Raw genomic sequence first — 23,113 nt, 5'->3', positions numbered from 1 at the left:
GGGCGAGGCTCCGCCGGAACCGGCTCAGTGATTGCGCCCCTTATGCTCAGCCATTCGAACTGGGTCCATGTCTGACCGGCACCCGCTCGAACCGGCCGTGCCAGGCGGTGTCTCGGGTTCAGCGGCGAATCAGGGAGACGCCGGCCAGTGGATATGGGGCGATGATGGAGGTGCCGGTGATGTTGGCTGTTCCGGTCCACAGGCCCTGGCGGGGGTCGATGTCGCGCAGGTCGATGCCGATGGGGAGGCCGTCGAAGGCGATATAGGTCTCGTCCGGGCCGACCGGAGCCTGCCGACCGGTGCGGCTGGATTGACCGCAGACCAGTACCACCGTGTTGCCGTCGACGAAAACTTGCAGGTCGCAGTTCTCGATGGGGGAGCCGACGATGTTCGATGGGCTCCGGCTGACCTGGTAGGTGCCCGGCGGGATGATGCCGTTGCGGGGGAATTCCGGGGCATCGGCGGAGGCGACGGCGGGGACGACGGAGATGGCGGCTGCGGCGAGTGTGATGCCGGCGGCGAAAATACCAAGCTTCAAGAGTTTGGGTCCTTTCGATCAGTTCGTCGGATTCAGCCGTATGTCGAGGCGGGCGTGCGGTTCGTTTTCGTGTCACCAACGCGATCGACGATCGGGCATGTTGCGATGCCGCACAATCTCTCAGCATCCTCGCACGTCGCGCAGCCGATTCAGCTCATGCGCGGCGCGTACATGATGACGGCGACCCCGAGTAGGCAGATCGATGCGCCCGTGATGTCCCACCGGTCCGGTCGGTAGCCGTCGAGGACCATGCCCCAGGCCAGTGAGCCCGCGACGAAGACACCGCCATAGGCGGCCAGTATGCGACCGAAGTCGGCGTCGGGTTGCAGCGTGGCCACGAACCCATAGAACCCGAGCGCGATCACGCCCGCGCCGATCCACACCCACCCGCGATGTTCGCGAACACCCTGCCAGACCAGCCACGCACCGCCGATTTCGGCGACCGCGGCGAGCGCGAACAGCAGTATCGAACGCAGCGCGGTCATGCCGCAATCGAGGTGACGTTGCCGTCAAAGTACTCGTTGACCGTGAACAATGCCGCTCCTCGAATTCTGGTGAGCGGTCAGAATACCGAGGCTGGTCAGGGGTTACGGCGGGCGGTGGGCCGATATGCCGGACCGATCGAGGATTTAGAGAGCACTGCTCTTGACTTGTCGGCGGGACGGTGTGACACTTGTTCTCAACAGAGAGCACTGCTCACAAATGGGAGTCATCATGAACGCCAGCACTCGCTACATCCGTCCGACCGGCCTGGGTTCGATCATGAATAAGGTCTTCAACTCGCTGCCGCGGCTCGGGATCAGCGTGATGGGGGCGCGGCTGCTCGCGGTTCGAGGTCGTAAGAGCGGCGAATGGCGGACCACGATTGTCAACCTGTTGACGGATGTGGATGGTTCGCGCTATCTGGTCGCTCCGCGCGGGCACACCCAATGGGTGCGCAACCTGCGCGTGGCGGGTACGGGGGAGTTGCGGCTGGGGCGCAGGGTCGAGAAGTTCACCGTCGCCGAGGTCGCCGACGCGGACAAGGTTCCGCTGCTGCGTCTCTACCTGCGGCGTTGGGGCTGGGAGGTCGGCAAGTTCTTCGAAGGCGTCACCAAGGACGCCACCGACGACGAGCTCGCCGCGATCGCCCCCGGCTTCCCCGTGTTCCGTCTCGTTTGATCCACAGGTGTCCGCACCCGGTGCGGGCACCTGTGGAGTATTCGGCCGACCCGAGTATCAGCCGTGGATAAGGAATTCGATGGCGGCGCCGTAGCCGTAGACGCCCATGCCGGCGACGACCGCGGTAGCGATCGGCGAGATGTAGGAGTGGTGCCGGAACTCCTCGCGGGCGTGCACATTGCTCATGTGCACCTCCACAATCGGAACCTCGGGAATTACCAGCGCGTCCCGCAGCGCCACCGAGGTGTGGGTGAGTCCACCGGGATTGATGACAATGCCCGATTCGACGCCGCGCGCCCGGTGGATCCGATCGATCAGCGTCCCCTCGGAATTCGACTGGAAAGCGACGATCTCGCGGCCGTGCCGGGCGGCGGTCTGCCTACACAGCTCGACGACGTCGTCGAGCGTCGCCGATCCGTAGATCTCGGGCTGACGGATGCCGAGCATGTTCAAGTTCGGGCCGTTGAGAACCAGGATCGGACCGGGTGTCGACATGTGGGCAACCTTAGCCCGAAGCCATCAGAGGCCGTTAGGTCCTTCCGAACGCAAGTCGTCTACCTTGCGCATCGCGGTACGCAGTTCTTCCAACCACGATTCCGCGTGCTTGCCCGCGAGTTTCACCGTCCACGCCAGTGCGTCGGCGCGTGAGCGAGCCACGCCGGAGTCGACAAGCGTGTCGAGTACCTTGCGTTCGGGCTGCCGCAGTCGCGTCATCACGGGAACCGCTAGATGGGTGAACATGACGCGCTGACCATCCACCGATACGCCCCAGGCGACATTGCGCCCATAGCGCCGCTGCGCCTCGCCCGCGATCTGCATACGAGCGGGGCGGGTCGATTCGCGAAATCGGGCGACCGCTCCCTCCTTCGTCGCGTTCGGGATCTCGGCGGGGGCCTGCGCGCCGGCCTCGTCCTCGGATCCGGCCGACTTTTCCGGTTGCGGGATCGGTAGTTCGCCGATAACCACAATCTCGTCCCGATCGATTTCGATCACGGGAGCGCCGGTGAACCAGTCGCTTGGCAACCGTCCGGCGAACCAGTCGGGGACATCCGCGGGATCAGGTAAATCGGCCTGCTGCCAGCCGCCCGGTCGTCCGAAACCGCGTCCCCGATGTTCATGCCTCATTGGGAATCACCTACTTACTGTGCCGCGCTGATTGCTATGATTACAAGATTACGTCGCAATAGGCTGCTACGGTTCCGCTCTGCGCGAACGGGTTCATGCCGGGTTGTCCGGGTACCTGTGCGAGACCGATCTGCTGGTCGATAGGCTTGTCTGGCTCCGAAACGCCGAAGTTGGCCGTTATCGCCCAACTTCCCGTTCCGGCCGGTACGGTAGCGGCGGCCGTTGCCGCCTTGTGACTGCGCAGCGTTCTTGATTGACCCCCAGGATGCGAGGTTTCGGGCACAATTGAGATGCTGAGCGTGGGTATCGTCCTCGGTCACGGGGGCGTTGCGGGTAAGTACATTCAGGTACGGTGGTCTTGTTACTGGAGTGACAAGAGTGAAGAGTGGGCGACATGGATGTGTGGGGATCCCGCCGCTTTCGCGTCCGCAGCGCAATCGCACTCGCGGCGGTGGCGGCGCTGGCTATCGCGATGGGATCGTGCGTATCCCACCAGCGCGGCAGTGAGGCCGAGGGTGTAGTCGAGCGCTTCACCGAGTTGCTCGACGACCAGGACTATTTGGCGGCATCACAGCTGACGTCGTACCCCACTGCGGCCTCGGCAACGCTGAAGCAAATGTTTGCCGGGCTCGCGCCGGGCAAGGTCGACTACGAGAAGACCCAATTCATCGGCCTCGACGCCGAATCCGGCATCTTCAGCCTGGATGTCGCCTGGAACTTCGGCGGCGACCGGAACTGGAAGTACAGTCTCCAGGGCAATATTCGGAAGTTGGCCATCGGCTGGCGGATTTCCTGGGACCCCGCCATTGTCATGCCGCAGCTGGAGCACAACCGGACTGTGCGCCTGGTGCGTACCACGGCAACGCCCGCGCCGCGCGTCAACGATATTGCCGGCCAACCGCTGATGACCGAGCAGACGATCAACGTGATCAAGCTCGACCCCGCCAAGATGTCCGACCCGGTCGCCGCCTCCGATGCGCTCGCCAAGGCCATCGAGCCGGTCGCGCCGCTGATCACCGGACCGGCGCTGATGCAGCAGTTGTCCACCTCGGAGGGGAAGCCGATCGTCGCGGTGAACCTGCGCGACCCCGATTTCGAGATCCTGGAACCGGATATGGCCCGCATCCAGGGTGTTGTGATGGAGAAGCAGCCGCGCCTTATCGCCGCCGATCGCCGGGTGTGGTCGCCCCTGCTGGACGCGCTGCGCAAGGTGCAGGAGGACAGCCAGGACGAGCATTCCGGCTGGGGTGTGCAGATTTTCGAGCCCGATGGGCGGTTCGTCAGCCAGATCGCGGGACAGCAGGGTCCCCCAGGGCCCGATATCGCCGGGACGATCGACCAGCGGCTACAGCGTGCGGCCGAGGACGCGGTGGTCAGCGCGGCCACCCAGGCATCCATTGTGGTGATTCAACCGTCCACCGGTGCGGTGGTTGCGGCGGCGCAGAACAGTCAGGCCAGTGAGCACGGTTCCGTCGCGTTCACGGGACTGTATCCGGTTGGCGGGAATATCGAACTTTTCCGCACCATTGCCGCGGTCGCGAAGGGCAAGGCGCCACAGGATGTTTCGGTGCAGGACGCGGCCGACGCCGCCGCGACCCTCGGCGTCGGAGTCGATTTCAAGGTGCCTGGGCTCGACGAGGTGACCGGGCGGTTGGCGATCGCGGGCCGCAGCGCCGAGCAGGTGCGCCAGGGTGGCGGCAACGATGCTGTACTGGCCAGCCCGTTCGGCATGGCGATCGCCGCGGCGGCCATTACGCGCGGCGCGGTACCACCGCCGATGATCGAGGTCGCGCGTCCGAGCACTACGGACGCGCAGTTGCCCCAGCTGACCCGGGAGATGACCGATCGGCTGCGCGGCCTGCTGCGCGACGGCGCGGGCCGACCGGAATTCGCCAGCGTGCGCGGCTACCGCGACGTCACCGGATTCACCGCGACAGCGGGAGCCGACGGGTGGCTGATCGCGAATATGGGTGATCTCGCCTTCGCGATCCACATCAATGACGTCGACAGCGGCGACGCGACCGCGCGGATGGCGGCCAGGATGCTGCAAGCCCTCGCCACACCCGAGGCGTGAGGTTCTTCGGCTAGCGCAACGCTCTGAGCGCTGCCCGCCAGCCAAGCAGGAACACCGCGAGCACTGTGGCAGCCACCAGAAAGAAACTGAACGCCGTGCCCTGACCGCTGATCACTCGCAACAGCATGCCGCCGACCAGGGTGGCGAGCCAGACCACAACTCCCGTCGGCCACACGGCGGTCCCATCGAACCCGTCCTGTTCGCCGCGCAGCCGGTCGGCGATCACCACAGCCAGCACCCACCCGATCACCAGACCGACCGCGAAGGGCCACAACGTCTTCAACAGGCCGGTCAGTACTGCCTCGTCGTGGCTGCGCCTGCCTATGGCACAAAACAGGATCACCAGCAGTGCGTCGACCACCAACGGCGCCAATTTCTTCACTCTCGCCAGCGTAATCGGTGTGTTCACCGTGCCATCGCCGACAGCCGCTACAGGGTCCGGCGCTGCTCGAATTCCTTCTCGTATTCCGCGTCGTCGTCCTGCGGGGTCCGGAATACGAACGCGAAGACGATCCAGCCGATGACCGCCACCAGAATGAAGCTCACCAGCCGGTATACGAACGCGGCGGCGACCGCCTGCGCGGCGGGCAGGCCCGCGCCCGCGGTGAGGCCATAGATGAGCGTCGCGTCGACATAGACGATCCCGCCGGGGGCGAACGGTATGGAACCGACGGCCTTGCCCGCGGTGAAGGCGATGAGCAGACCGGCCAGCTTCGGATCGCCGCCGACCGCGTAGCAGGCCGCGCCGAGACAGGCCACGTCGGCGAACCGGTGCACCAGCGCCCATCCGGTGACCATGGCGCCGTCGCGCTTGCCGAGATCGACGGACTCCAGCTGGCTCAGCACATCGGCGACCTTGTTCATGCCAAGGTCTTCGGGGCGTTTGCGCAGCCGGTTGATCAGCGCGAGCACCCGGCGCAGCACCGCTTCGATCGCACCGGGATTGTTGGACACGTAGTTGCCCGCCCACACCAGCGCGACCACCCCGACAAGCGAGAGAATCAGCTTGAAGGGCCCGATCCGATTGCCGACCAGCAGTGCGCCGCCGACACCGAGCAACGCCAGTCCGGCCGTGGCCACGACACCGGAGATCACCAGCTGCCAAGACGCGACGATCGGATTCGCCCCCCAGCGGCGGGTTTGCCGATAGGTGAAGGTAGTGGAAAATACTTGTCCCGCGGGCAAAGACACCGACATCGCGGTCGCGCCGTAGACAACCGCAACCGATTTACGCTGACTGACCTCGACACCACCGGCATGAAGTAACTGCTTTTGCAGCCTTGCGAATCCGCTCATCGACAGTGCCTGCATCCAAATACAGGCCGCGACCCAACCCCAGTGAATTTCGGTGAGATTGCGCCAGGATTCGTGCAGCCGTGGCCACAGGTAAAAACCTTCGCCGATCAGCAAAGCCAGCAAAGCGGCGCCGAGAACCCATTTGACCCACCAGAATCTGGTGCGCTGTGGCTTATGTACGGACTGCTTCGGCGCTGGCTCGCCCGCTGGTTCACCGTTGGCCGTCACGAGGTCACCCTAACGAATCGGCTGTTTCGCTGTCTGCATCGACGTGCGGGCCCGCGCCGTCTGATGGCCAGGCCAATAATGTTTTTCTGCGCCGACCGCGCAACTGCACTTCGTCGCCGGTTTCCCAAAGGTCTTGCTCACTCTCGTCGGCGAAATACAGCGCGCTGCTGGAGGCAAGGACCCGCCCTGGTTGATCTTTGGCCAGTTCGGTCAGCCGGGACGCCTCATTGACCGGGTCCCCGATGACCGTGTATTCAAATCGATTTGCGGCACCGATATTTCCGGCGACGGCGAGGCCCGCCGATACGCCGATGCCGATATCGAGTTCGGGAACCTCCCGCAGGGCTTCCCGCAGCTCGCGGCCCGCGGCCAGTGCGGCGGTCGGAGCATCGGGCCGATCGAGCGGGGCGCCGAAGATGGCCAGCGCCGCATCGCCGACGAACTTGTTTACGAAGCCGTGATGGCGGTCGATGACGTCGACGACGATCCGGAAGAACTCGTTGAGCAGCCTGACCACCTCGGTCGGCGGTCGCTCGGCCGCGGTCGCGGTGGAACCGACCATATCGACGAACAGCACCGCGACGAACCGGGTTTCGCCACCGAGTTCGGTGCCGTAGTCCAGCGCCCGCTGCGCGACCTCTTCGCCCACATGCTGACCGAACAATTCCTGTAGCTGGCGGCGCTTGGCCGCCTCTTCCATCATGCGGTTGAAGCCGACCTGGAGCAGCCCGATTTCGCTGCCGTCGAACACGTCGACCTGCACGTCGCGGGCACCTTCCTGCACCCGGTCGATGGCCTGGCTGAGCTGGCGCACCGGATCGGAGATGCTCGAGCCCGTCAGCATCGACAGCGCGAGTGCCTGCATGATCACCACGCCACACAGCAGCAGGATCGAAATGGCCAGCGACTGCGCGGAGAATTTCACGTCTGAGGAGATCTGGGTGACGCACAGCAGCACGATGGCGATGGTGGGCGCGAAGGTGCCCATGCCCCAGGTCATGCCCATTCTGGTGCCGACGCCCGGGGTCAGGGTGTGATCGAAGGTGCCCTCGGTGAGCGCTTGGGCGGCCACTGGACGCAGAATCCGTTCGCCGAGCATGTAGGTGAAGCCGAATACGATCGTCGCGGCCATACATTCGGTAACGATGACCGCGCCCGCTAGCTCGGGCGCGTCGACAATGATCGTTGCGGCCAGCACAACGCCGCCGACCAGCCATAACGCCAAATGCACTATTGCCTGCCGCAATGGGGCATGCAGCGCGGCCATCTGTTCTTGGCGGCTCGGCGGTCCGCCACGCACCTGCCACCGCATCACCGGGCGCAGCATCAGAGCCGAGGCGGCAAGGCTGAGCAACCCGCCGGTCACGAAGACCAGGCCGGGGATCAGTAGGCCGGCGCGCCTGGCACCGACCGATCCTCCCTCCGGCACCGGAAGTCCATATTGAATGAACGCCCACACCAGAACCGCGCCGAAGGCATTGGCCAGCAGCATCGATGTCAGGTACAGCGGCCAGCGCGTTCGCATGGTCTGTTTGACCGCTTCCAAGGGCGCTGACACGATCACCAATCTAGCGTTTCGATCATGTGCTCATGTTCGGGGCGCGGTCGGTATGAGACGGCCGCCGCACCTTCCAACTCCCGCCGCGCCCGTTAGGCTCACGAAGGTGACCGACCCGAAGGTAAGTTCTCCGCGGAAGGATAACGCTTCCCGCTCCGCCGCGGACGCCGTGCACCCACTCGTTCGGATGACCGCGGAGTGGTCGTGGCGGCTGTTGGTCATTTTGGCGGTCGTGATCGCGTTGGCCGTGATTGTGCAGAAGCTCGCGACCGTGGTGATACCGATCGCCATCGCCCTGCTTGCGGCTGGATTACTGACACCGCTGGTGGATTGGATGCAACGGCTCGGCGTGCCGCGAGCGGTGGGGGTCTTCGTCGCGCTCGCGGGCTCGCTCGGTTTGGTCGCGGGCATCATGACGTTTGTCGTCGAGCAGTTCGTCGATGGTGTGCCGCAGCTGTCCGACGAGATCACCCACAGTATCCATCAGATTCAGGACTGGCTCATCAATGGCCCCGCGCACATGAGCGATGACCAGATCCGCAATGCCGGCGACACCATTGTCAAGGCGATCCGGTCCAATCAAGACAGCCTCACCAGTGGCGCGCTGACCACCGCGACGGTGATCGGGCACATACTCACCGGCACCTTCCTGACGCTGTTCATTCTCATCTTCTTCCTCTACGGCGGCGATCAGATCTGGGAGTTCGTCACCCGGGTCGTGCCGACGCCGCATCGCGAGAAGGTGCGTACGGCCGGGCAGCTCGGGTTCGGGACGCTGGTCGGATTCGTGCGTGCGACGGTGGCCGTCGCGGCGGTGGATGCCATCGGCATCGGTGCGGGATTGGCGATTCTCGGTGTGCCGCTGGCACTGCCGCTGGCCTCACTGGTATTCATCAGCGCGTTCATTCCGATCATCGGTGCTTTCCTCGCGGGGACCGTCGCCGTTTTCATCGCGATGGTCACCAAGGGCCTGGTGACCGCGCTGATCGTGCTCGGCATCATCATCGCGGTGATGCAGCTGGAGAGTCACGTGCTGCAGCCGTTGCTGCTCGGCCGCGCGGTAAGCATCCATCCGCTCGCGGTCGTGCTGGCCATTACCGCGGGGCTCGTGGTCGGCGGCATCGCGGGCGGTCTGCTGGCGGTACCGTTCGTCGCGGTGATGAACACCGCGATCCGATCCCTGCTCGCCGAGAGTCCGGATGAAATGCTCGAAGAGTTACAGGCCGTCGAGCCGGGTAGACGGTTCTCGGCGGAGCCCGACGAAAACCCGGATCCGAGCCGGTTCGATGTGGCCGCGACGCTGGCACAGGCTATCGATCAGGCGAAAACCGATACGCGCCAGGATCAGCGGGACGATTCCGATGACACGGCACCCAGCGGCTGAGCTGAGTTCGGCCGACGCGGCGACCGCACCGCTGTGGCGGGCGGCGCAGGCGTTTCGGTTGGTCACCCTGTTCTATGCGGTGGGACAGCAGATCGCCTCGGTGTCCTATTACCAGAATCAGCGGTTGAGCTGGGTGCTGATCGCGCTGATGGCCGTTTGGTCGGGGGCGTCGGCGCTGATGTTGTCGGCGTGGCATTTTCCCGATGTGGCACGACTGCGGACATGGGTGGTCGTAGGCGATCAGGTGGTGGTTATCGCGCTGATCGCCTCGACGCGGCTGGTCGCCGATTATGACTGGTACCACGGACATCAGACGCTGCCGACCACGCTGTGGGCCGCCAACGCGGTGATTTCGGCCGCTATCCTGCGCGGGCCGATCGCCGGTGTAGCCTCCGGGCTGTTGATCGCCGCGGTGATCGTGACGGTTCGCCAACAGTGGGGTCAGGACGTGTGGGCGGATGCCACCATGCCGGTACTGGTTTCGATCGGCTTGGCGCTCGGACTGGCCGCGAACACCGCCCGGCGCGCCCAGGGGCAGCTCGAACGCGCGGTGCGACTGACCGCGGCGACGCAAGAGCGAGAACGGCTTTCACGTGAGGTGCACGACGGTGTACTGCAGGTGTTGAGCTACATAAAGCGACGGGGTAGCGAAATCGGAGGCCCCACCGAGGAATTGGCGCGCCGCGCCGGGGAACAGGAAGTGGCGCTTCGGGTATTGCTGTCCGAACAGGGGGTGCGCGAGGATACCGGTGGTGTGGATATCGATCTGCGCCCACTGCTGACGGTGCAGGCGACGCCGAAGGTTTTCGTTTCAACGCCAGGCCAGTCGGTGCCGGTCGGGCGGTGGGCCGCGCAGGAGATCGCGGCGGCGGTGTCGACAGCGTTGTCCAATGTCGCGCTGCATGCCGGTGCGGGCGCCAAAGCCTATGTGCTGCTGGAAGATACGGGTGACGAGTTGATCATCAGCGTGCGCGATGACGGCGTCGGTATACCGGCAGGGCGGCTGGCCGAGGCGGAGGCGGAGGGACGCATGGGGGTGTCGCGCTCGATCGTCGGCCGGATCGCCGCACTCGGTGGCGGCGCGGATCTACTCACCGAAGCCGACGGTGGCGTCGGCTTCGGGACCGAATGGGAATTCCGGGTGCCCCGGTCATGACCGGCGACGACGCAACCGCTGGCGCCCGCTACACACAGGAGGCGCGGTGACCGATACTGATGCGACCGAGGGGATTTCGGTGATGGTGGTTGACGACCATCCGATGTGGCGGGACGGAGTGTCACGGGATCTCACCGAGACCGGGTTCCAGGTGGTCGCCACCGCCGACGGGGTCGGATCGGCGACCCGCCGGGCGGCGGCGGTGCGGCCCGCCGTCGTGCTGATGGATATGCAGCTGCCCGATGGGAACGGGGTGCAGGCCACCGCCGAGGTATTGCGAGTGTCGCCACACAGCCGAGTGCTTGTGCTGTCGGCCTCGGCCGAACGCGACGATGTGCTCGACGCGATCAAGGCGGGCGCTTGCGGCTATCTGGTGAAGAGCGCGTCGGTGGTCGAACTGATCGAGGCGGTCCGCGCGACCGCCGCCGGGCAGCCGGTCTTCACCCCCGGGCTGGCCGGGCTGGTCCTCGGCGAATACCGGCGTATGGCGACCGCGCCCACCGAACCGGACGAACCGCACCGCCCAGCACTGACCGACCGGGAAACCGAGGTGCTGCGGATGGTGGCGAAGGGGCTATCCGCCAAACAGATCGCCGCCCGGCTCGGACTCAGTCACCGGACCGTGGAGAACCATGTGCAGGCGACATTGCGCAAGCTACAGCTGGCGAATCGGGTGGAGCTCACCCGCTATGCGATCGAGCAGGGACTCGAATAACGCGACCGGCACGCGGAAGGAGACATCGCCGTCGCGTCATGCGGTCGAGAATCCGACTTACGATCGACATGGTTGCGCCCGAAATCCGGGATTGCCCTGATGTGCCCTTGGCCGGGGGTCGGTAATCTCGAAACCATGGGCGGACCCGAATCGGTATCTGATGGCGCCGGCTCCGGTCACGTCGTCGGTGACCGGGAACTGCGCGTCTCCGACGCCGAACGCGAACATGTCGGTCAACTGCTGCAGCGGGCCGTGGGGCTCGGCATGCTTTCCCTCGGCGAGTTCACCGAGCGAATGGACACGGCGCTGGCCGCCAAGACGCGCGGTGAACTCAACTCGGTACTGATCGACCTGCCCGGTGTCCGGCTTGTCGGCCGGCCGGCCGCGCCGTCCTCGACATTCGTGAACGCCGCGCCATCCTTCGTTAAGCAGCGGCCAGTGGCCGCTGTGGGATCGGCCGCAACACCGAGCAACCTGATCCGCAGCCGCATGTCCAACGTCAACCGTCGTGGCCCATGGCAGGTGGCGCCGACGCTGCACCTGAACAATTGGCTCTCGGGCATCACGCTCGATTTCACCGAGGCGATCATGACTACCCAGGTGGTGGCACTGCATCTCGACGATTACTTCAGTTCGTTGACGCTGATCGTTCCATCCGAAGCCACCGTCGACCTCAACGCCGTCGATCTCGTCGGTTCCAGCGTCAACAACAAGGTGCGTACCGGGCCGCGGCCCGGCCCGCTGCACGTGGTCGTGCACGGCCGCATCCGTTTCGGTTCTATCACCGCCAAGCACCCCCTGATGTCGCAATGGCGTCGGCTCATGGGCCGCTGACGCACCAACATCGGATGTGCTGGTTCGCTTCGGCGAAACGTGGCGAGTGTTGCCGGCGGGTGATGTCGGGTAGTTATCGGGTGAGTAGCGGGTGTTTCTACTCATGGTCCGGCACGGCGGGGAGCCCAGCATGGGGGTATGACTAGATCTATCGATCCGGCGCTGATCGGACGGTTGTCGGAGGAGTTCGCGACGCTCGGCTCGCAGCTGGGGGTGCTGGGGCAAGATCTGGAGTTGTTGCGGACGCAGGTTATTGCGGATTGGCCTGGTGCGCCGGGGGTTCCGGCATCGGGGGAGTCGCGCGCGCCGGTTGTGCAGGGGACGTGGCCGCAGGCGGGGTTGGGCGTGCGTCCGCCGGTCGGCTCGACGTGGCCGCCGGTTGAGTCGGGGGCACGGCCGCCGGGGCCGCCGGTGCGGCGGGGACCCGTATCGCCGCGTACACCGTGGTGGCAGCAGGATGGGATGATCAGCCGGCTGCTGGCGGCGGCCGGTGTCGGGGTGACGCTGATCGGTGTCGTGATGTTGCTGGTGCTCGCGGCGCAGGCCGGGTTCTTCGGGCCGGTACCGAGAGTTGTTGCCGGGGTAGTGTTCTCGGTGGCTCTGGTCGGGGCTGGGGTGCGCGTGTTCGGGCGGGCCGGTGGGCGCGTCGGTGGAATCAGTTTGGCGGCCACCGGGATCGCTGGTGCCTATTTGGATGTCGTTGCGGTGACGGCGATTTACGAGTGGTTATCTCCGGCACTCGGGCTTGCCGTGGCGCTCGCGGTGACGGCGGGCGGCGTGACATTGGCAATGCGGTGGCAGTCGCAGCCCTTCGCGGTGTTGGTCGTGGTGGGGGCCGCGGTGTTGTCGCCGGTGGTGACGACGGAGTTGGTGCTGCTCGCGTTCCTGATCGTGCTGCAATTGGCCTGTGTGCCGGTGCAATTGGTGCGCGACTGGCCGGTGCTTCATGTGGTGCGGACGCTGCCCGCCGTGCTCGCAACCGTGTTGGCGATTGCGTTGGCCACCTTCGATACTCCCGCACGGGACCGGGTGTTCTGGCTATTCACGGCCGCAATCGCCATCGCGGTGATCGGACTCGTCGGCTGCCTGCTCGTGGTGCGTCGACGCTACGGGGATGTCATGGCCGCACTGACCCTCGGACTGGCTGCGGCGCCGATGCTTGTCGTGCCGATTCTCTTCACCGAGCACATCGCCGCGATCATCGCGGGCCTGTTCGCGGCCGTGATGTTGACCGTTGCAGCCCTGTCCGCCGCGCCGAAACTCGGTGAGCTGGTGAGGATTCCAGGCCACGTCGGCATCGTTGCCGCCGCGTCCGGTTCGTTCGCGCTGCTGGAAGCGTGCGTCGGGGTGACCGAAACGCAGACCCTGCCGATCGCGCTACTGCTGGTGTCGGTGGGCTTCCTCGGTGTCGCCGGCCAGCATCGCCTGCCGATCGCTGCCGGTATCGCAACAGTTTTCGCGGCGCTGGGCACCCTGGTTCTATTCGATTCCGCGAATCCGGAAATGCTTGCCACGCAACACCTTGCGGAGCAGACGCTGGGGATCTCGACGGCGCTGGCCGCAGTCCTCATGTTGACGGTGATCGCGGTAGGTGTGTGGTGCGTCCGCAGGCTTCCCGGCACCACCGGTAGTGAAACAACGCAGTCGCTGCTATGGATCATCGCCGGTGTCGTCGGCCTATACGCACTGACGGCCGCAACCGTGTCGCTCGGCGTCGCCACCCGGCTGCCCGACGGTTTCATCATCGGGCACAGCGTCGCCACCATTCTATGGATGGCAGCGGCCACCGCCGCACTGCTGTTCGGCCTGCGCAACCTGGCCCGATCCGCCTCGATATCGAAACTCGCGCTCGGCTCCGGTCTCCTACTGACCGCCGCCGCCCTCGTAAAACTCTTCCTCTTCGACCTAGCCACCCTCGACGGCCTGCTCCGCGTCGCCGCATTCCTGGTCGTCGGCGTCCTGCTCCTGCTGGCAGGCACCCGCTACGCCCGCGTCTTCGCCGAAGCCGGTGCTACCAACCATGATTCACCCCGCACCGCACCGCGCTGAACAGCCGCAGTCGCGGCTCGGCGTCCGGGAAGTAACGTGCTGCCCGGCGTGCGGGCCCGACGAGCCCGAGCTGCGATCGCGACCACCAAATGACCGGGCCTACTGGCGATCCGATCCGTAACCCGCGACGGTTATTCCTGCTCGCGCCTGCGCAGCAGTTCGTTGACGCTGACAGTGCGGCCATCGCCCCCGTGGTGGCGGCCCTCGTCCGGCTTGACGGTTTCCCGGCGCGAAGAACGCAGTTCGGCCATCCAGCTTTCGATGGTGCTACGAGTGGTCGGCGGGCCGTTGTCGGGTTCTTCGGGGGCAGCGGGCTGGTTCCCATTGGCGGCGTGGTCGGCAGGTGGCTCGGTCGCCGGTGCGGATTCCGGGGTGCTCGCCAGCGAGCGCGGGCGGATAGGCGGGTTCGGTACCTGCACCGACGGCACCGGGCGCGGCGTGTTCGAGTCGGCCAGGGGCTGCGTCGACGGACTCTGGTTCGGCGACGTACCCGACTGCGGGAGGTCCGAAGACAGCGCACCAAGTCCGGGAAGATCCACCGACGGTGTGCCCTGCTGGGGTAGGTCGAGCGACGGTGCGTTCGGCTCGGCGGATGCGGCGCGCGGTCGGGTCGGGTCGTGCGGGCGGGGCGCCGGAGTCGGGTGGGAGGTACTCGACTCACCCGATTCGGTTGTGGTAGGCGGCGTGGCCTGTGTTCGAGCGGGTTCGTGCGGTGCGGGGTTCGCCCGTGGCCGCGTCGGATCCGGCGCAGTCGGTGCGGTGCGCCGCGGGGCGGGCGCGACGGCGTCGATGCGCTGTGTCGGCGCCTCGGCCTCGATCTCGGCCACCGTGCGCGGGCGGCGTGGCGACTTCGGCACCTTGGAGCCCTCGGCCAGCGCGGGCATCTGCACGGTGACCGGGTCGGTGATCGGGGTGGTCTTGACCAGGTCGACGAGATCGCCGCCGCCCGGGCGCTCGTCGTCCAGGGTGGGCTCGCCGAGGCCGACCTTCTCCTGGATCTTTTTCATCCAGGCCGGCGCCCACCAGCAGTCGTCGCCGAGCAACTTCATGGTCGCCGGCACCAAAAGCATGCGCAGAATCGTGGCATCGATGAACAGCGCGGCGATCATGCCGTAGGCGAGGTACTGCATCATCACCAGGTCCGAGAACGCGAAAGCACCCGTGACGACGAGCAGGATCAGCGCGGCCGCGGTGATGATACGGCCGGTCTGCGCGGTACCGATGCGTACCGCTTCGGTGGTCGAGGCCCCCTGCGAGCGCGCTTCGACCATGCGTGATAACAGGAATACCTCATAGTCGGTCGACAGACCGTAGATAACCGCGATGATCAGCACCAGTACCGGCGACATGATCGGCTGCGGCGTGAAATTCAGTAGGCCGGCGCCGTGCCCGTCGACGAAGATCCACGTCAAAATGCCGAGCGTGGCACCCAGTCCGAGCGCGCTCATCAACGCGGCCTTGATCGGCAGCACCAGCGAGCCGAAGGTGAGGAACATCAGCAGCGTGGTCACGAACAAGACCAGCGCGATCATCGCCGGCATTCGGTCGAGCAGCGCGTCGATGCTGTCCTTCTGGATCGTCGGCTGCCCGCCGACGTACATCTCGACGTTGTCGGGCAATTCGATGGAACGCAGGTATTCGATCGTCGGATCGGCGTTGTCGGAGTCCACGAGCGTCGCGGGGGTGCGGTAGACGTTCGGATTCGTGTTCGATTTGGTCGGCACTTCGAATTTGCCCGCGAGACCGGGCGCCTGGTCGGCTTCCTTCCACACCTTGCCGACCGCGTTGCTGTCGTCGGAGACGAAGACCAGCTGGATCGGATCGGATTTGCGGAGCGGGAAAATCGAGTCGAACTTGGCCTGGGCAAGCCGAGTCGAATTGTCCGGCGGCAAATATCGCTCGTTGATGCCGCCGAACGCGAGGTTCTTGACCGGGATGATCAGCAACAACAAGCCGACGCAGATCGGGATGGCGATCTTGAGCGGATGTCGCATCACCCACCGGGTTGACTTGCCCCAGAAGCCGTTCTCGATTTCCTCGGCGGTCTTGGTTTTGCGGAACCACTTGAGCCCGAGCATGTCCACGCGCTTGCCGAGAATGCCGAGCATCGCGGGCAGGATGGTGATGGTGGTCAGTGCCGCCAGCGCGACGGTCGCGATGCAACCGTAGGCGATCGATTTGAGGAAGCCCTGCGGGAACAGCAGCATGCCGCCGAGGCTGGCGATGATCATGGTCGCGGAGAACACGACGGTGCGGCCCGCGGTCATGACCGAGCGCCGCACTGCGGACGGGACGTCGTAGCCCTCGGCGAGTTCCTCACGGAATCGGCTGACGATGAACAGTCCGTAGTCGATCGCCAGACCGAGACCGATCATGGAAACGACGCTGGATACGAACGAGTTCACCTCGGTGAACTTTGTGATGAACATGACGATGCCGTTGGCGCCGATTACCGTGAGACCACCGACGATCAGCGGCAGCGCGGCGGCAACGACACCACCGAAGATGAAGAACAGCAGCACCGCGACAGCGGGGATGGCGAGTATCTCCATCCGCTTCGTGTCGCTGGCGATCGTGTCGTTGAGGGTGCCCGCCACCGGTTGCAGGCCGGCGACCTGCACGTCGATGCCCGGAATGTCGAAGGTGTCCTTCACTTTCCGGAAGTTGCGGACCATATCGGTGTCGTTGTCACCGACGATCGCGAGCGAGGCGAAAGTGTGCTTTTTGTCCTGCGAGCCGAAGGTCGACGGCGACGCCGGTCCGGTCTCGGTCTGCCAGTAGGCCCCGTTGACCTTCGTGATCTCGTCAGGGTGCTCGCGCGGCAAGCTGTTGAGACTGTCGACGATCTTCTGCTTGAAGGCGGGATCGTCGATCGTTGTGCCGTCGGGCGCGGTATAGAGGACGATCACGTCACTCGTGTGATCACGACCGAACGACTGATCGGACAACCGCGCGGCCTCCGCCGATTCCGACGTGGGGTCATCCCACCCGCTGGAGCTGAGATGGCCTTCCAGGCCGAGGCCGTATCCGCCCAAAGCCAAGAGCGCGGCCACAACCATGCCGATAACGGCAAAGCGGAACCGATAGGCCAGCTCGCCCCAGCGTGTGAACACTAAGCGACTCCTTGCGAGGGGCGAGAGGTGAGCAGTGCCGACAGCGGCCGGAATGGCTGCAGCCAGGCACCCTCGTCGGGCAGCGAGTCGAGGCTGACCCTGGGCAGTGGTTCACGGAACACGCCAGGGATGTCCTCGAGGTCGATGAACTCGAGACTATCGGAAGTTACGGCCCAACTCGCGTGCTCGCGGAAGCCGAGCACCTGAACAGGGATTCCGTGGGCGGCGAGTTCTTCGAGTGGCTCGCGGAATGCCTGGCCGTCGGCGGATGCGACCATGATTCCCGCCAGCCCGGCGCTGCGGCTGCGTAATTCGATGTGCGCGAGCATGTCCGCGTCGACATCGGAGTCCTCGTCGATTTTGGGTTTCGCGAATACGGCGAAGCCGACATTGCGCAGCGCCTCGACCCACGGGCGCACCACGTCGGCGGTGCCGTTGGCGATATTGGTGAAGACGGTGGCTTCGGGTTCCACCCGATAGGCGGAGCCGACCGACAGTTCGGCGGTCCGTGCGAGTAGCCAGCGGCCGAGCGCGTCGAACCTGGGACGATAGGCGGCGGTCGGCCGCCCACCGAGGATCGCGCCGAGACCCATATCCAGATTCGGGGCGTCCCACACCAACAGGACCCGACGCACATTCGGTGTGGCGCTTCCGAGGACCTCTGGCGCGGTACCGGGCACCTCCCTGGCAACATCTCCGACCTCGGGGGTCATCGCACTGAGGCTCATTATTCGATCTTCCCCCATATGAACTCGGTGATCGCGCTGCCAGCGCGATGCGCCTTGCTTTCAAATTTGGTGATGGGTCGTTCGAAGCCGATCGGCGCGGTTTCCCGATGGTCCGCGCTCACTCCGCCTGTCGTCTCGTTCAGGCCGATGAGCTGGGGTTCTGCCGCGCCGACGGCGGCGATGTGCTCAGCGTAGTCGGCATGATCGGTGGCGACGTGCAACACGCCGCCGGGGCGGAGGCGGCTGGCGATGAGGGTGAGGGTGGCCGGCTGCAACAGCCGGCGCTTGTGATGCCTTGCCTTGGGCCACGGGTCGGGGAAGAAGACCCGGACGCCGGTCAGCGATTGTTCGGCAATCATGTTTTCCAGCACATCGACGGCGTCGCCGCGCAGTAGCCGGATGTTTTCGATATTTTCCCGCTCGACGCGATGCACCAATTGGGCGAGGCCGGGCTTGTATACCTCGATGCCGATCAGGTTCAGGTGTGGTTCGGCCTGCGCCATGGCGGCGGTGGCGGTGCCTGTGCCGCACCCGATTTCGATGACGAGAGGTGCCTCGCGGCCGAACCACGCGGTGGCGTTCAGTGGTTCGTCGGCGACGTCGCGACCGATGCGCGGCCAGGTGCGTTGCCACGATTGCTGCTGGGTCGCGGTCAGTGCGCCGCGCCGCGAGCGGAAGCTCGTGACACGCGGGTAAAGGCGGGAGCCAGAGCCTCGGCGGCGTTCGTCCCCAACCGGCTCCGATGGTGTGGACGGCGGTTCCGGAACTGGCTCGGAAGTGTGGTTCGCGACGTCGTTCACGGCGTCCATTGTCCAGCATTGGAGGATCAGCGCGGCAATCGACTGCGTGGTAGGTCTTCCATCGGCGTCATACCCCGCGTACGCGGGGGATTCGGGCGCGGGCCAGGGCTGGGGTCAGGCGGCGCGGCGGCCGGCTCGATCCCAGCGGTGGCGGGCGGCGTCTCGCCGATACCGTCCGAGTCGGGTCGGATGGCTCGTGGCCGACCGCGTCCCGGGTATCGCGGACGTCGCTGTGTGGTTGCTGTGCACCTGGCGAGGTATCGCGATAGGCATGCTGAAACCTATTGCCAGACAAAGTGGAGCGGGCCGAAATCGACCGTGCGGCCGTGCCGCGCCCAGCCACTAGACTGCCCCCATGAACGGTCCGGCAGTGTTCATCAGCGGAGCGGCAGCCGGTATCGGCCGGGCCAGCGCCCTGTTGTTCGCTGCGAACGGATATCACGTTGGCGCCTACGACATCGACGAAATCGGCCTGACCAGGCTCGCCGCGGATATCACCGGCGCGGGCGGCAGTGTCCGCACCGGTCTGCTCGATGTGACCAACGCCACGCAATGGGCCGAGCGGCTCGCGGAGTTCCATGCCGATACCGGCCGACTGGACATCCTGATCAACAACGCGGGCATCCTGCGCGCCGGCCCGTTCGAGTCGATCGAGCCCGCCACGCATCAGGCGCTCGTCGACGTCAACCTCGGTGGGGTCATCTACGGAACCCATGCGGCCTTCGCCTTTCTGCGCGACACCCCGGGTGCCCAGGTGGTGAATCTGTGCTCGGCGTCCGCGATCTACGGCCAACCCGAACTCGCCACCTATGGTGCGACCAAATCAGCGGTCAAGGGGCTCACCGAGGCATTGGATCTCGAATGGGAGCGCTACGACATCAGGGTGATCGCGGTGTGGCCGTTGTTCGTCGCGACCGCGATGGTGGACGGTGTCGAGACGGCATCGACGAAATCGCTCGGGGTGCGGCTCACCGCCGAGGATGTCGCGACCGGAATCTGGAACGCCACCCGCAAGCGTGGCTGGCTGCCGAAGGTGCATTACGAAATCGGGGCGCAGGCAAAGGCGCTGGCGACCGCCGCGAAATACGCACCGAACTGGGCGGTGCGCACCGCGAACAAGTTCTTCAGCGGCAGCTGAGCGGTCACCGCCGCCTTCCGGCCCGGCATCTGACAGAATTGCGCACCGTAAAGGGGGTGTGCAGCCATGTCGACAGCCACCGAATCAGGCGGACCCACAATCGGACCGGGCGGGACCACCTCTCGTGCGGGCACGGCGCCCGCGCGGGAACTTGACCAACTCGACCACCTGATCACCGTGCTGCGTTCCGGTGGCGGAGATGATCCGCGGGTCGCGAGCCAGGTCGGCGCCGTCGCGGCACAGTGGCGCAGGCCGCCGCGTATTCAGGTGACAGGTCGTGCGCACGCGGGCCGCAGCACCGTCCTGCACGCGCTGGCGCTCATGTCGGCGGTAGAGACCGCGCCGGTGGACGAGCCGGACGTGGCCGATCCGGTGCTCGACGCGGACATCGTCGTCTATGTCCTATCGGGTGCGCTGCTCCCCGCTGATCGGCGGATACTCGCCACATTGCCGTCGGAGCGGACCGTGGTGGTGTTGAACAAGGCCGACGCGATCGGATCGCGTTGGGCCGATGCGGTGATCGCGGCCGAGCAATACCGTGCGGAACTGGGCATTCTCACGCTGCCGGTGGTCGCGTCGCTGGCGGTACGCACCAGGGCGGGTGCGATAACCGATGCCGATATGGCGACGTTGCGCAGGCTGGCGGCCACCGCGGATCCCGCGCTCACGCTCTCACCGGAGTTGTTCATCTCGCCGTCGGCCGGGCCGGATGTCACCGAACGCGAGCAATTGCTGCATCGCTGGGATCTCTACGGGGTGACCTCGGCGCTCGTCGCGCTGCGCCACGATCCCGAACTGCTTCCGCACGCGCTGCTGCAAATCTTGCACGCGGCCAGCGGTATCGACGCGCTGCACGGGTTGTTGCACCGCCGCTACGAGCAGGTCTCGTCGTTGCGCGGCGGTGAGTTGCTCGACGAACTCGACCGTTTGGCCGCGCGCGCACTGCCCGGCGACGGCGGCAATGCCCGCAATGTCCTCGAGGATTATCTGTTCGGTGACGATGCCCGGTGGATGGGCCTGCGCGCCGGCCTCGCCTGCCCCGAGGTCGCGCACCTGGCCGCCGGATACCCGGCCCCCGCACCGGCCGACGCCGACGACGCCTTGGCTCGCGCCGCCCGCTGGCGCGCGGTTGTCTCCAGCGACATGCCACCTGCTGCCCGCCGCGCGGCCCTGCGCGTACACAACGGCTACATCCGGCAGTGGGAGCGAATGAGCAGTGCCGGACTCTGATCAACCGAGGGTGACACCCACGCCGCCTGCCTCGAATCCGACCACACCGAGCCTGAATTCGGCGCCACTCGGCCAGGTTTCGGTTCCGTCTGCCGCGAAGACAGCGCCGCCGAGTGAGGGTTCGGCACAGCAGTCGATGCCGAGTGCGTCGGGCAGTGTGAGCGCGGATGTGCCCGGCGAGGATTCGGCTATGGCTGACGGGGGAGCCAGGCAGCCTCGTGCGAGTTCGGTCTCGACGGGCGCGAGTGTTGCGGTGGGTAACGAGGATTCGGCAACCTCGGGTGCTGGCGCTGGGCCGCGCGGTGTGGGTTCGGTTGTGCCCCAGTCGGATTCGGGAGCGGTAGCGCCGTTGACGCCCGATGTGGAGGCGGTGGTGGCGCGGTGGAATCCGCAGGGGATGGCGCTGTTGCGGGCGGTGATGGGGGGCGGTACCTCGACCGCTTCGGGGGTGAGGTTGATCGGACCCGATGACGCCAATACGACACTATTGCGTACGGAACTCGCGCGATTCGAACCGCGCGTCGACCTATCCGATCCGATGGCGGATGCCAGTGCGGCCGTGGAGACCACGTCGTCGTCGGGGGCCGAGCCCGCCGCGGTCGCGCTGATCCTGCTCGACGCGGGCAGCTCGCTCGGCTCCGACACGCTGCGGCTGGTGCGGCGGCTGCGTGCCGACGGCACTCGAATCTTGCTCGCCATGAACGGGATTCACGCCTACCAGGACTGGCGCTCGGTGCGCGAGCACGATCACGAATTGCTCGCCGCGCAGGGCGTGACCGATCTGGACATCGTGCCGGTGTCGGCACGACTGGCGGTGGCGGCACGCGCGGGTGGCGACGCCAGCCTGCTGGATCGCTCGGGACTGGGTGCGCTGCACGCCGAACTGGCCGCGGCGACCGCGGGTGCCGAAACCTCCGGCGACGGGCGTCTGGCCGCCGTCACCGCGCGGGTACTGGCCGAAACACGTCAGCGGGTGGTGGATCAGGTGGCCGGCCTGCGTTCGGGCTCCGAACTCGCCCGGGCGCGCGAGGAGCGGACCACGCTGCTCGCCGGCCGTGACGGCGGCCGAGCAACCGCACTGTCGACACTGCGCGGTCAACTACACCTGGCCAGGGTCGACCTGATGACCGATGTGGGGGCACAGGTACGCGCGCTGCACACCGCCGCTCGGGGCGAGCTGGATCGGTCGCGTCCAGCCCAACTCGGTGACTATCCGGAACGGTTGCAGCAGGCGGTAACCGAGTTGACCGGTGTCATCGACGCGCAGATCGAACGTCGACTCGCCGATCTCGCGGCGCGGATCAGCGCGGCGAACAGTGATCGGGGCATGCCGCCGCCCCGACGCGATCCCGCCCCCCGAGTCGGTGAGGATCCCGATCCACGGCATCGGGGTGTCGAAGATCACCTCATGATCGCGCTGGGGGCCTCGGCCGGTGTCGGACTGGGCCGTTTGGTGGTTTCGCCGCTCGCGCTGGTGCCCGCGCTCGACGTCGCCAGCGTGCCGGTGACGCTGTTGCTCGGGATCGGTGCGGCGGCGTGGGTGGTGCGCACGCGTGGTCAGATGGCCGACCGCGCGCACGTCCGGCAGTGGGTCGCCGATGTGGTGGTGAATGTAAAAGCCCAGCTAGAGCAGCGGGTGGCCACCGCGCTGGTGGAAGCGGAGACCGCGCTGGCCGATCAGGTGGTGCGCGCGAGCACCGCGCGCATGGTCGAAACCGACCGTCGGGTGGCCGAATTGGAGGCCCGGTTGCGCCGTAGCGCCGCTGAACAACCCGGGCAGCTCGCCGCCTGTGAACGTGACATCAAGATCATCGATCGGCGAATCTCGTCTGTTAAATAGTTAGCCGTTGGGTACTTGATTGGGAACCCGATTCCGTACCGGTCGTCACATCGCGTTAACCTCTAATCAGGAACCTGGGCGTCCGCTTCGTCCTTGTACGCCGTCCATCCATGGCGCGCTTTCGGCCGGTCGTAGCGGGTGCCTTC

At 66.0% G+C, this 23,113-nt stretch carries 21 protein-coding genes; 10 read left to right on the top strand and 11 right to left on the bottom strand.

Annotated elements, in window-relative coordinates; all coding sequences use genetic code 11:
- Window positions 1-118: 118 nt before the first annotated feature.
- Both LKE06_RS05835 and LKE06_RS05830 read right to left on the bottom strand, forming a co-directional pair.
- A complete protein-coding gene (locus tag LKE06_RS05835; RefSeq protein ID WP_227997597.1) occupies window positions 119-538 on the bottom strand; it encodes a hypothetical protein in 420 nt (139 codons plus the stop codon).
- Between the two features lie 149 nt (window positions 539-687).
- A complete protein-coding gene (locus tag LKE06_RS05830; protein ID WP_227997596.1) occupies window positions 688-1,023 on the bottom strand; it encodes a YnfA family protein in 336 nt (111 codons plus the stop codon).
- Window positions 1,024-1,252: 229 nt separating this feature from the next.
- On the opposite strand from LKE06_RS05830, the gene LKE06_RS05825 reads away from it, so the two are divergent.
- Window positions 1,253-1,699 (top strand): nitroreductase/quinone reductase family protein, encoded by a 447-nt coding sequence (locus LKE06_RS05825; protein ID WP_227997595.1) that lies wholly within the window; start codon window positions 1,253-1,255, stop codon window positions 1,697-1,699.
- A 57-nt stretch (window positions 1,700-1,756) separates the two neighbouring features.
- Here LKE06_RS05825 and aroQ read toward each other — a convergent pair whose 3' ends face one another.
- Both aroQ and abmR read right to left on the bottom strand, forming a co-directional pair.
- Window positions 1,757-2,194, bottom strand: a complete 438-nt coding sequence (gene aroQ / locus LKE06_RS05820; RefSeq protein WP_227997594.1) for a type II 3-dehydroquinate dehydratase — start codon at window positions 2,192-2,194, stop codon at window positions 1,757-1,759.
- Between the two features lie 24 nt (window positions 2,195-2,218).
- Window positions 2,219-2,824, bottom strand: a complete 606-nt coding sequence (gene abmR / locus LKE06_RS05815; RefSeq protein WP_227997593.1) for an ATP-binding transcription factor AbmR — start codon at window positions 2,822-2,824, stop codon at window positions 2,219-2,221.
- 394 nt (window positions 2,825-3,218) lie between these two features.
- On the opposite strand from abmR, the gene LKE06_RS05810 reads away from it, so the two are divergent.
- Window positions 3,219-4,898, top strand: a complete 1,680-nt coding sequence (locus LKE06_RS05810) for an NTF2-like N-terminal transpeptidase domain-containing protein (protein WP_227997592.1) — start codon at window positions 3,219-3,221, stop codon at window positions 4,896-4,898.
- 10 nt (window positions 4,899-4,908) lie between these two features.
- Here the strand turns inward: LKE06_RS05810 and LKE06_RS05805 are convergent, their stop codons facing one another.
- Genes LKE06_RS05805 through LKE06_RS05795 form a run of 3 tightly spaced genes read right to left on the bottom strand, consistent with a single transcriptional unit; the run spans window position 4,909 to window position 7,947 of the window.
- Entirely contained in the window at window positions 4,909-5,280 is a 372-nt protein-coding gene (locus tag LKE06_RS05805) for a DUF3054 domain-containing protein (protein ID WP_227997591.1), read from the bottom strand.
- A 47-nt stretch (window positions 5,281-5,327) separates the two neighbouring features.
- Entirely contained in the window at window positions 5,328-6,422 is a 1,095-nt protein-coding gene (locus LKE06_RS05800; protein WP_227997590.1) for a lysylphosphatidylglycerol synthase transmembrane domain-containing protein, read from the bottom strand.
- A 4-nt stretch (window positions 6,423-6,426) separates the two neighbouring features.
- Window positions 6,427-7,947: an adenylate/guanylate cyclase domain-containing protein gene (locus tag LKE06_RS05795; RefSeq protein ID WP_227999293.1), complete on the bottom strand. Its 1,521-nt coding sequence runs from the start codon at window positions 7,945-7,947 to the stop codon at window positions 6,427-6,429.
- Window positions 7,948-8,086: 139 nt separating this feature from the next.
- Here LKE06_RS05795 and LKE06_RS05790 point away from each other — a divergent pair, with 139 nt between their 5' ends.
- The 5 genes from LKE06_RS05790 to LKE06_RS05770 all read left to right on the top strand — a co-directional run bounded on the left by LKE06_RS05790 (window position 8,087) and on the right by LKE06_RS05770 (window position 14,118).
- Window positions 8,087-9,364, top strand: coding sequence for an AI-2E family transporter (locus LKE06_RS05790; protein ID WP_372477284.1), 1,278 nt, complete (start codon window positions 8,087-8,089; stop codon window positions 9,362-9,364).
- Window positions 9,342-10,520 carry a MacS family sensor histidine kinase gene (macS, locus tag LKE06_RS05785; RefSeq protein ID WP_227997589.1) on the top strand — a complete coding sequence of 393 codons (1,179 nt, stop codon included), beginning with the start codon at window positions 9,342-9,344 and terminating at the stop codon, window positions 10,518-10,520. Before LKE06_RS05790 ends, macS begins: the two co-directional genes overlap by 23 nt.
- 82 nt (window positions 10,521-10,602) lie before the next feature.
- Window positions 10,603-11,235, top strand: a complete 633-nt coding sequence (locus tag LKE06_RS05780; protein ID WP_255648851.1) for a response regulator — start codon at window positions 10,603-10,605, stop codon at window positions 11,233-11,235.
- Window positions 11,236-11,370: 135 nt separating this feature from the next.
- Entirely contained in the window at window positions 11,371-12,069 is a 699-nt protein-coding gene (locus tag LKE06_RS05775; RefSeq protein ID WP_227997587.1) for a DUF1707 SHOCT-like domain-containing protein, read from the top strand.
- A 138-nt stretch (window positions 12,070-12,207) separates the two neighbouring features.
- Entirely contained in the window at window positions 12,208-14,118 is a 1,911-nt protein-coding gene (locus LKE06_RS05770; RefSeq protein ID WP_227997586.1) for a DUF2339 domain-containing protein, read from the top strand.
- 131 nt (window positions 14,119-14,249) lie between these two features.
- Here LKE06_RS05770 and LKE06_RS05765 read toward each other — a convergent pair whose 3' ends face one another.
- The 3 genes from LKE06_RS05765 to trmB are packed head-to-tail and all read right to left on the bottom strand — an operon-like array spanning window position 14,250 to window position 18,768.
- Window positions 14,250-17,231, bottom strand: a complete 2,982-nt coding sequence (locus LKE06_RS05765; RefSeq protein ID WP_227997585.1) for an MMPL family transporter — start codon at window positions 17,229-17,231, stop codon at window positions 14,250-14,252.
- Window positions 17,231-17,959 carry an NYN domain-containing protein gene (locus LKE06_RS05760; RefSeq protein WP_227997584.1) on the bottom strand — a complete coding sequence of 243 codons (729 nt, stop codon included), beginning with the start codon at window positions 17,957-17,959 and terminating at the stop codon, window positions 17,231-17,233. The genes LKE06_RS05765 and LKE06_RS05760 overlap by 1 nt, the downstream gene beginning before the upstream one ends.
- The gene (gene trmB, locus LKE06_RS05755; RefSeq protein ID WP_227997583.1) at window positions 17,959-18,768 is read right to left on the bottom strand and encodes a tRNA (guanosine(46)-N7)-methyltransferase TrmB; all 810 of its coding nucleotides are present in this window, start codon (window positions 18,766-18,768) and stop codon (window positions 17,959-17,961) included. Before trmB ends, LKE06_RS05760 begins: the two co-directional genes overlap by 1 nt.
- 346 nt (window positions 18,769-19,114) lie before the next feature.
- Here trmB and LKE06_RS05750 point away from each other — a divergent pair, with 346 nt between their 5' ends.
- Window positions 19,115-19,897 (top strand): SDR family oxidoreductase, encoded by a 783-nt coding sequence (locus tag LKE06_RS05750; RefSeq protein WP_227997582.1) that lies wholly within the window; start codon window positions 19,115-19,117, stop codon window positions 19,895-19,897.
- Between the two features lie 66 nt (window positions 19,898-19,963).
- Window positions 19,964-21,127: a hypothetical protein gene (locus LKE06_RS05745; protein ID WP_227997581.1), complete on the top strand. Its 1,164-nt coding sequence runs from the start codon at window positions 19,964-19,966 to the stop codon at window positions 21,125-21,127.
- On the opposite strand, the gene LKE06_RS05740 is transcribed toward LKE06_RS05745, so the two are convergent.
- Entirely contained in the window at window positions 21,128-21,604 is a 477-nt protein-coding gene (locus LKE06_RS05740) for a hypothetical protein (protein ID WP_227997580.1), read from the bottom strand. It abuts the gene before it with no gap.
- Here LKE06_RS05740 and LKE06_RS05735 point away from each other — a divergent pair.
- Complete coding sequence (locus LKE06_RS05735) at window positions 21,576-22,967, top strand: hypothetical protein (RefSeq protein ID WP_227997579.1); 1,392 nt, start codon at window positions 21,576-21,578, stop codon at window positions 22,965-22,967. The two genes, LKE06_RS05740 and LKE06_RS05735, sit on opposite strands and share 29 nt — an antisense overlap.
- The last annotated feature ends 146 nt before the right edge of the window (window positions 22,968-23,113 follow it).

The organism is Nocardia australiensis (assembly GCF_020733705.1).
GTDB lineage: Bacteria > Actinomycetota > Actinomycetes > Mycobacteriales > Mycobacteriaceae > Nocardia > Nocardia australiensis.
The sequence above is the reverse complement of the archived record's forward strand: the minus strand, read 5'-3'. Positions and strand labels throughout refer to the sequence as shown.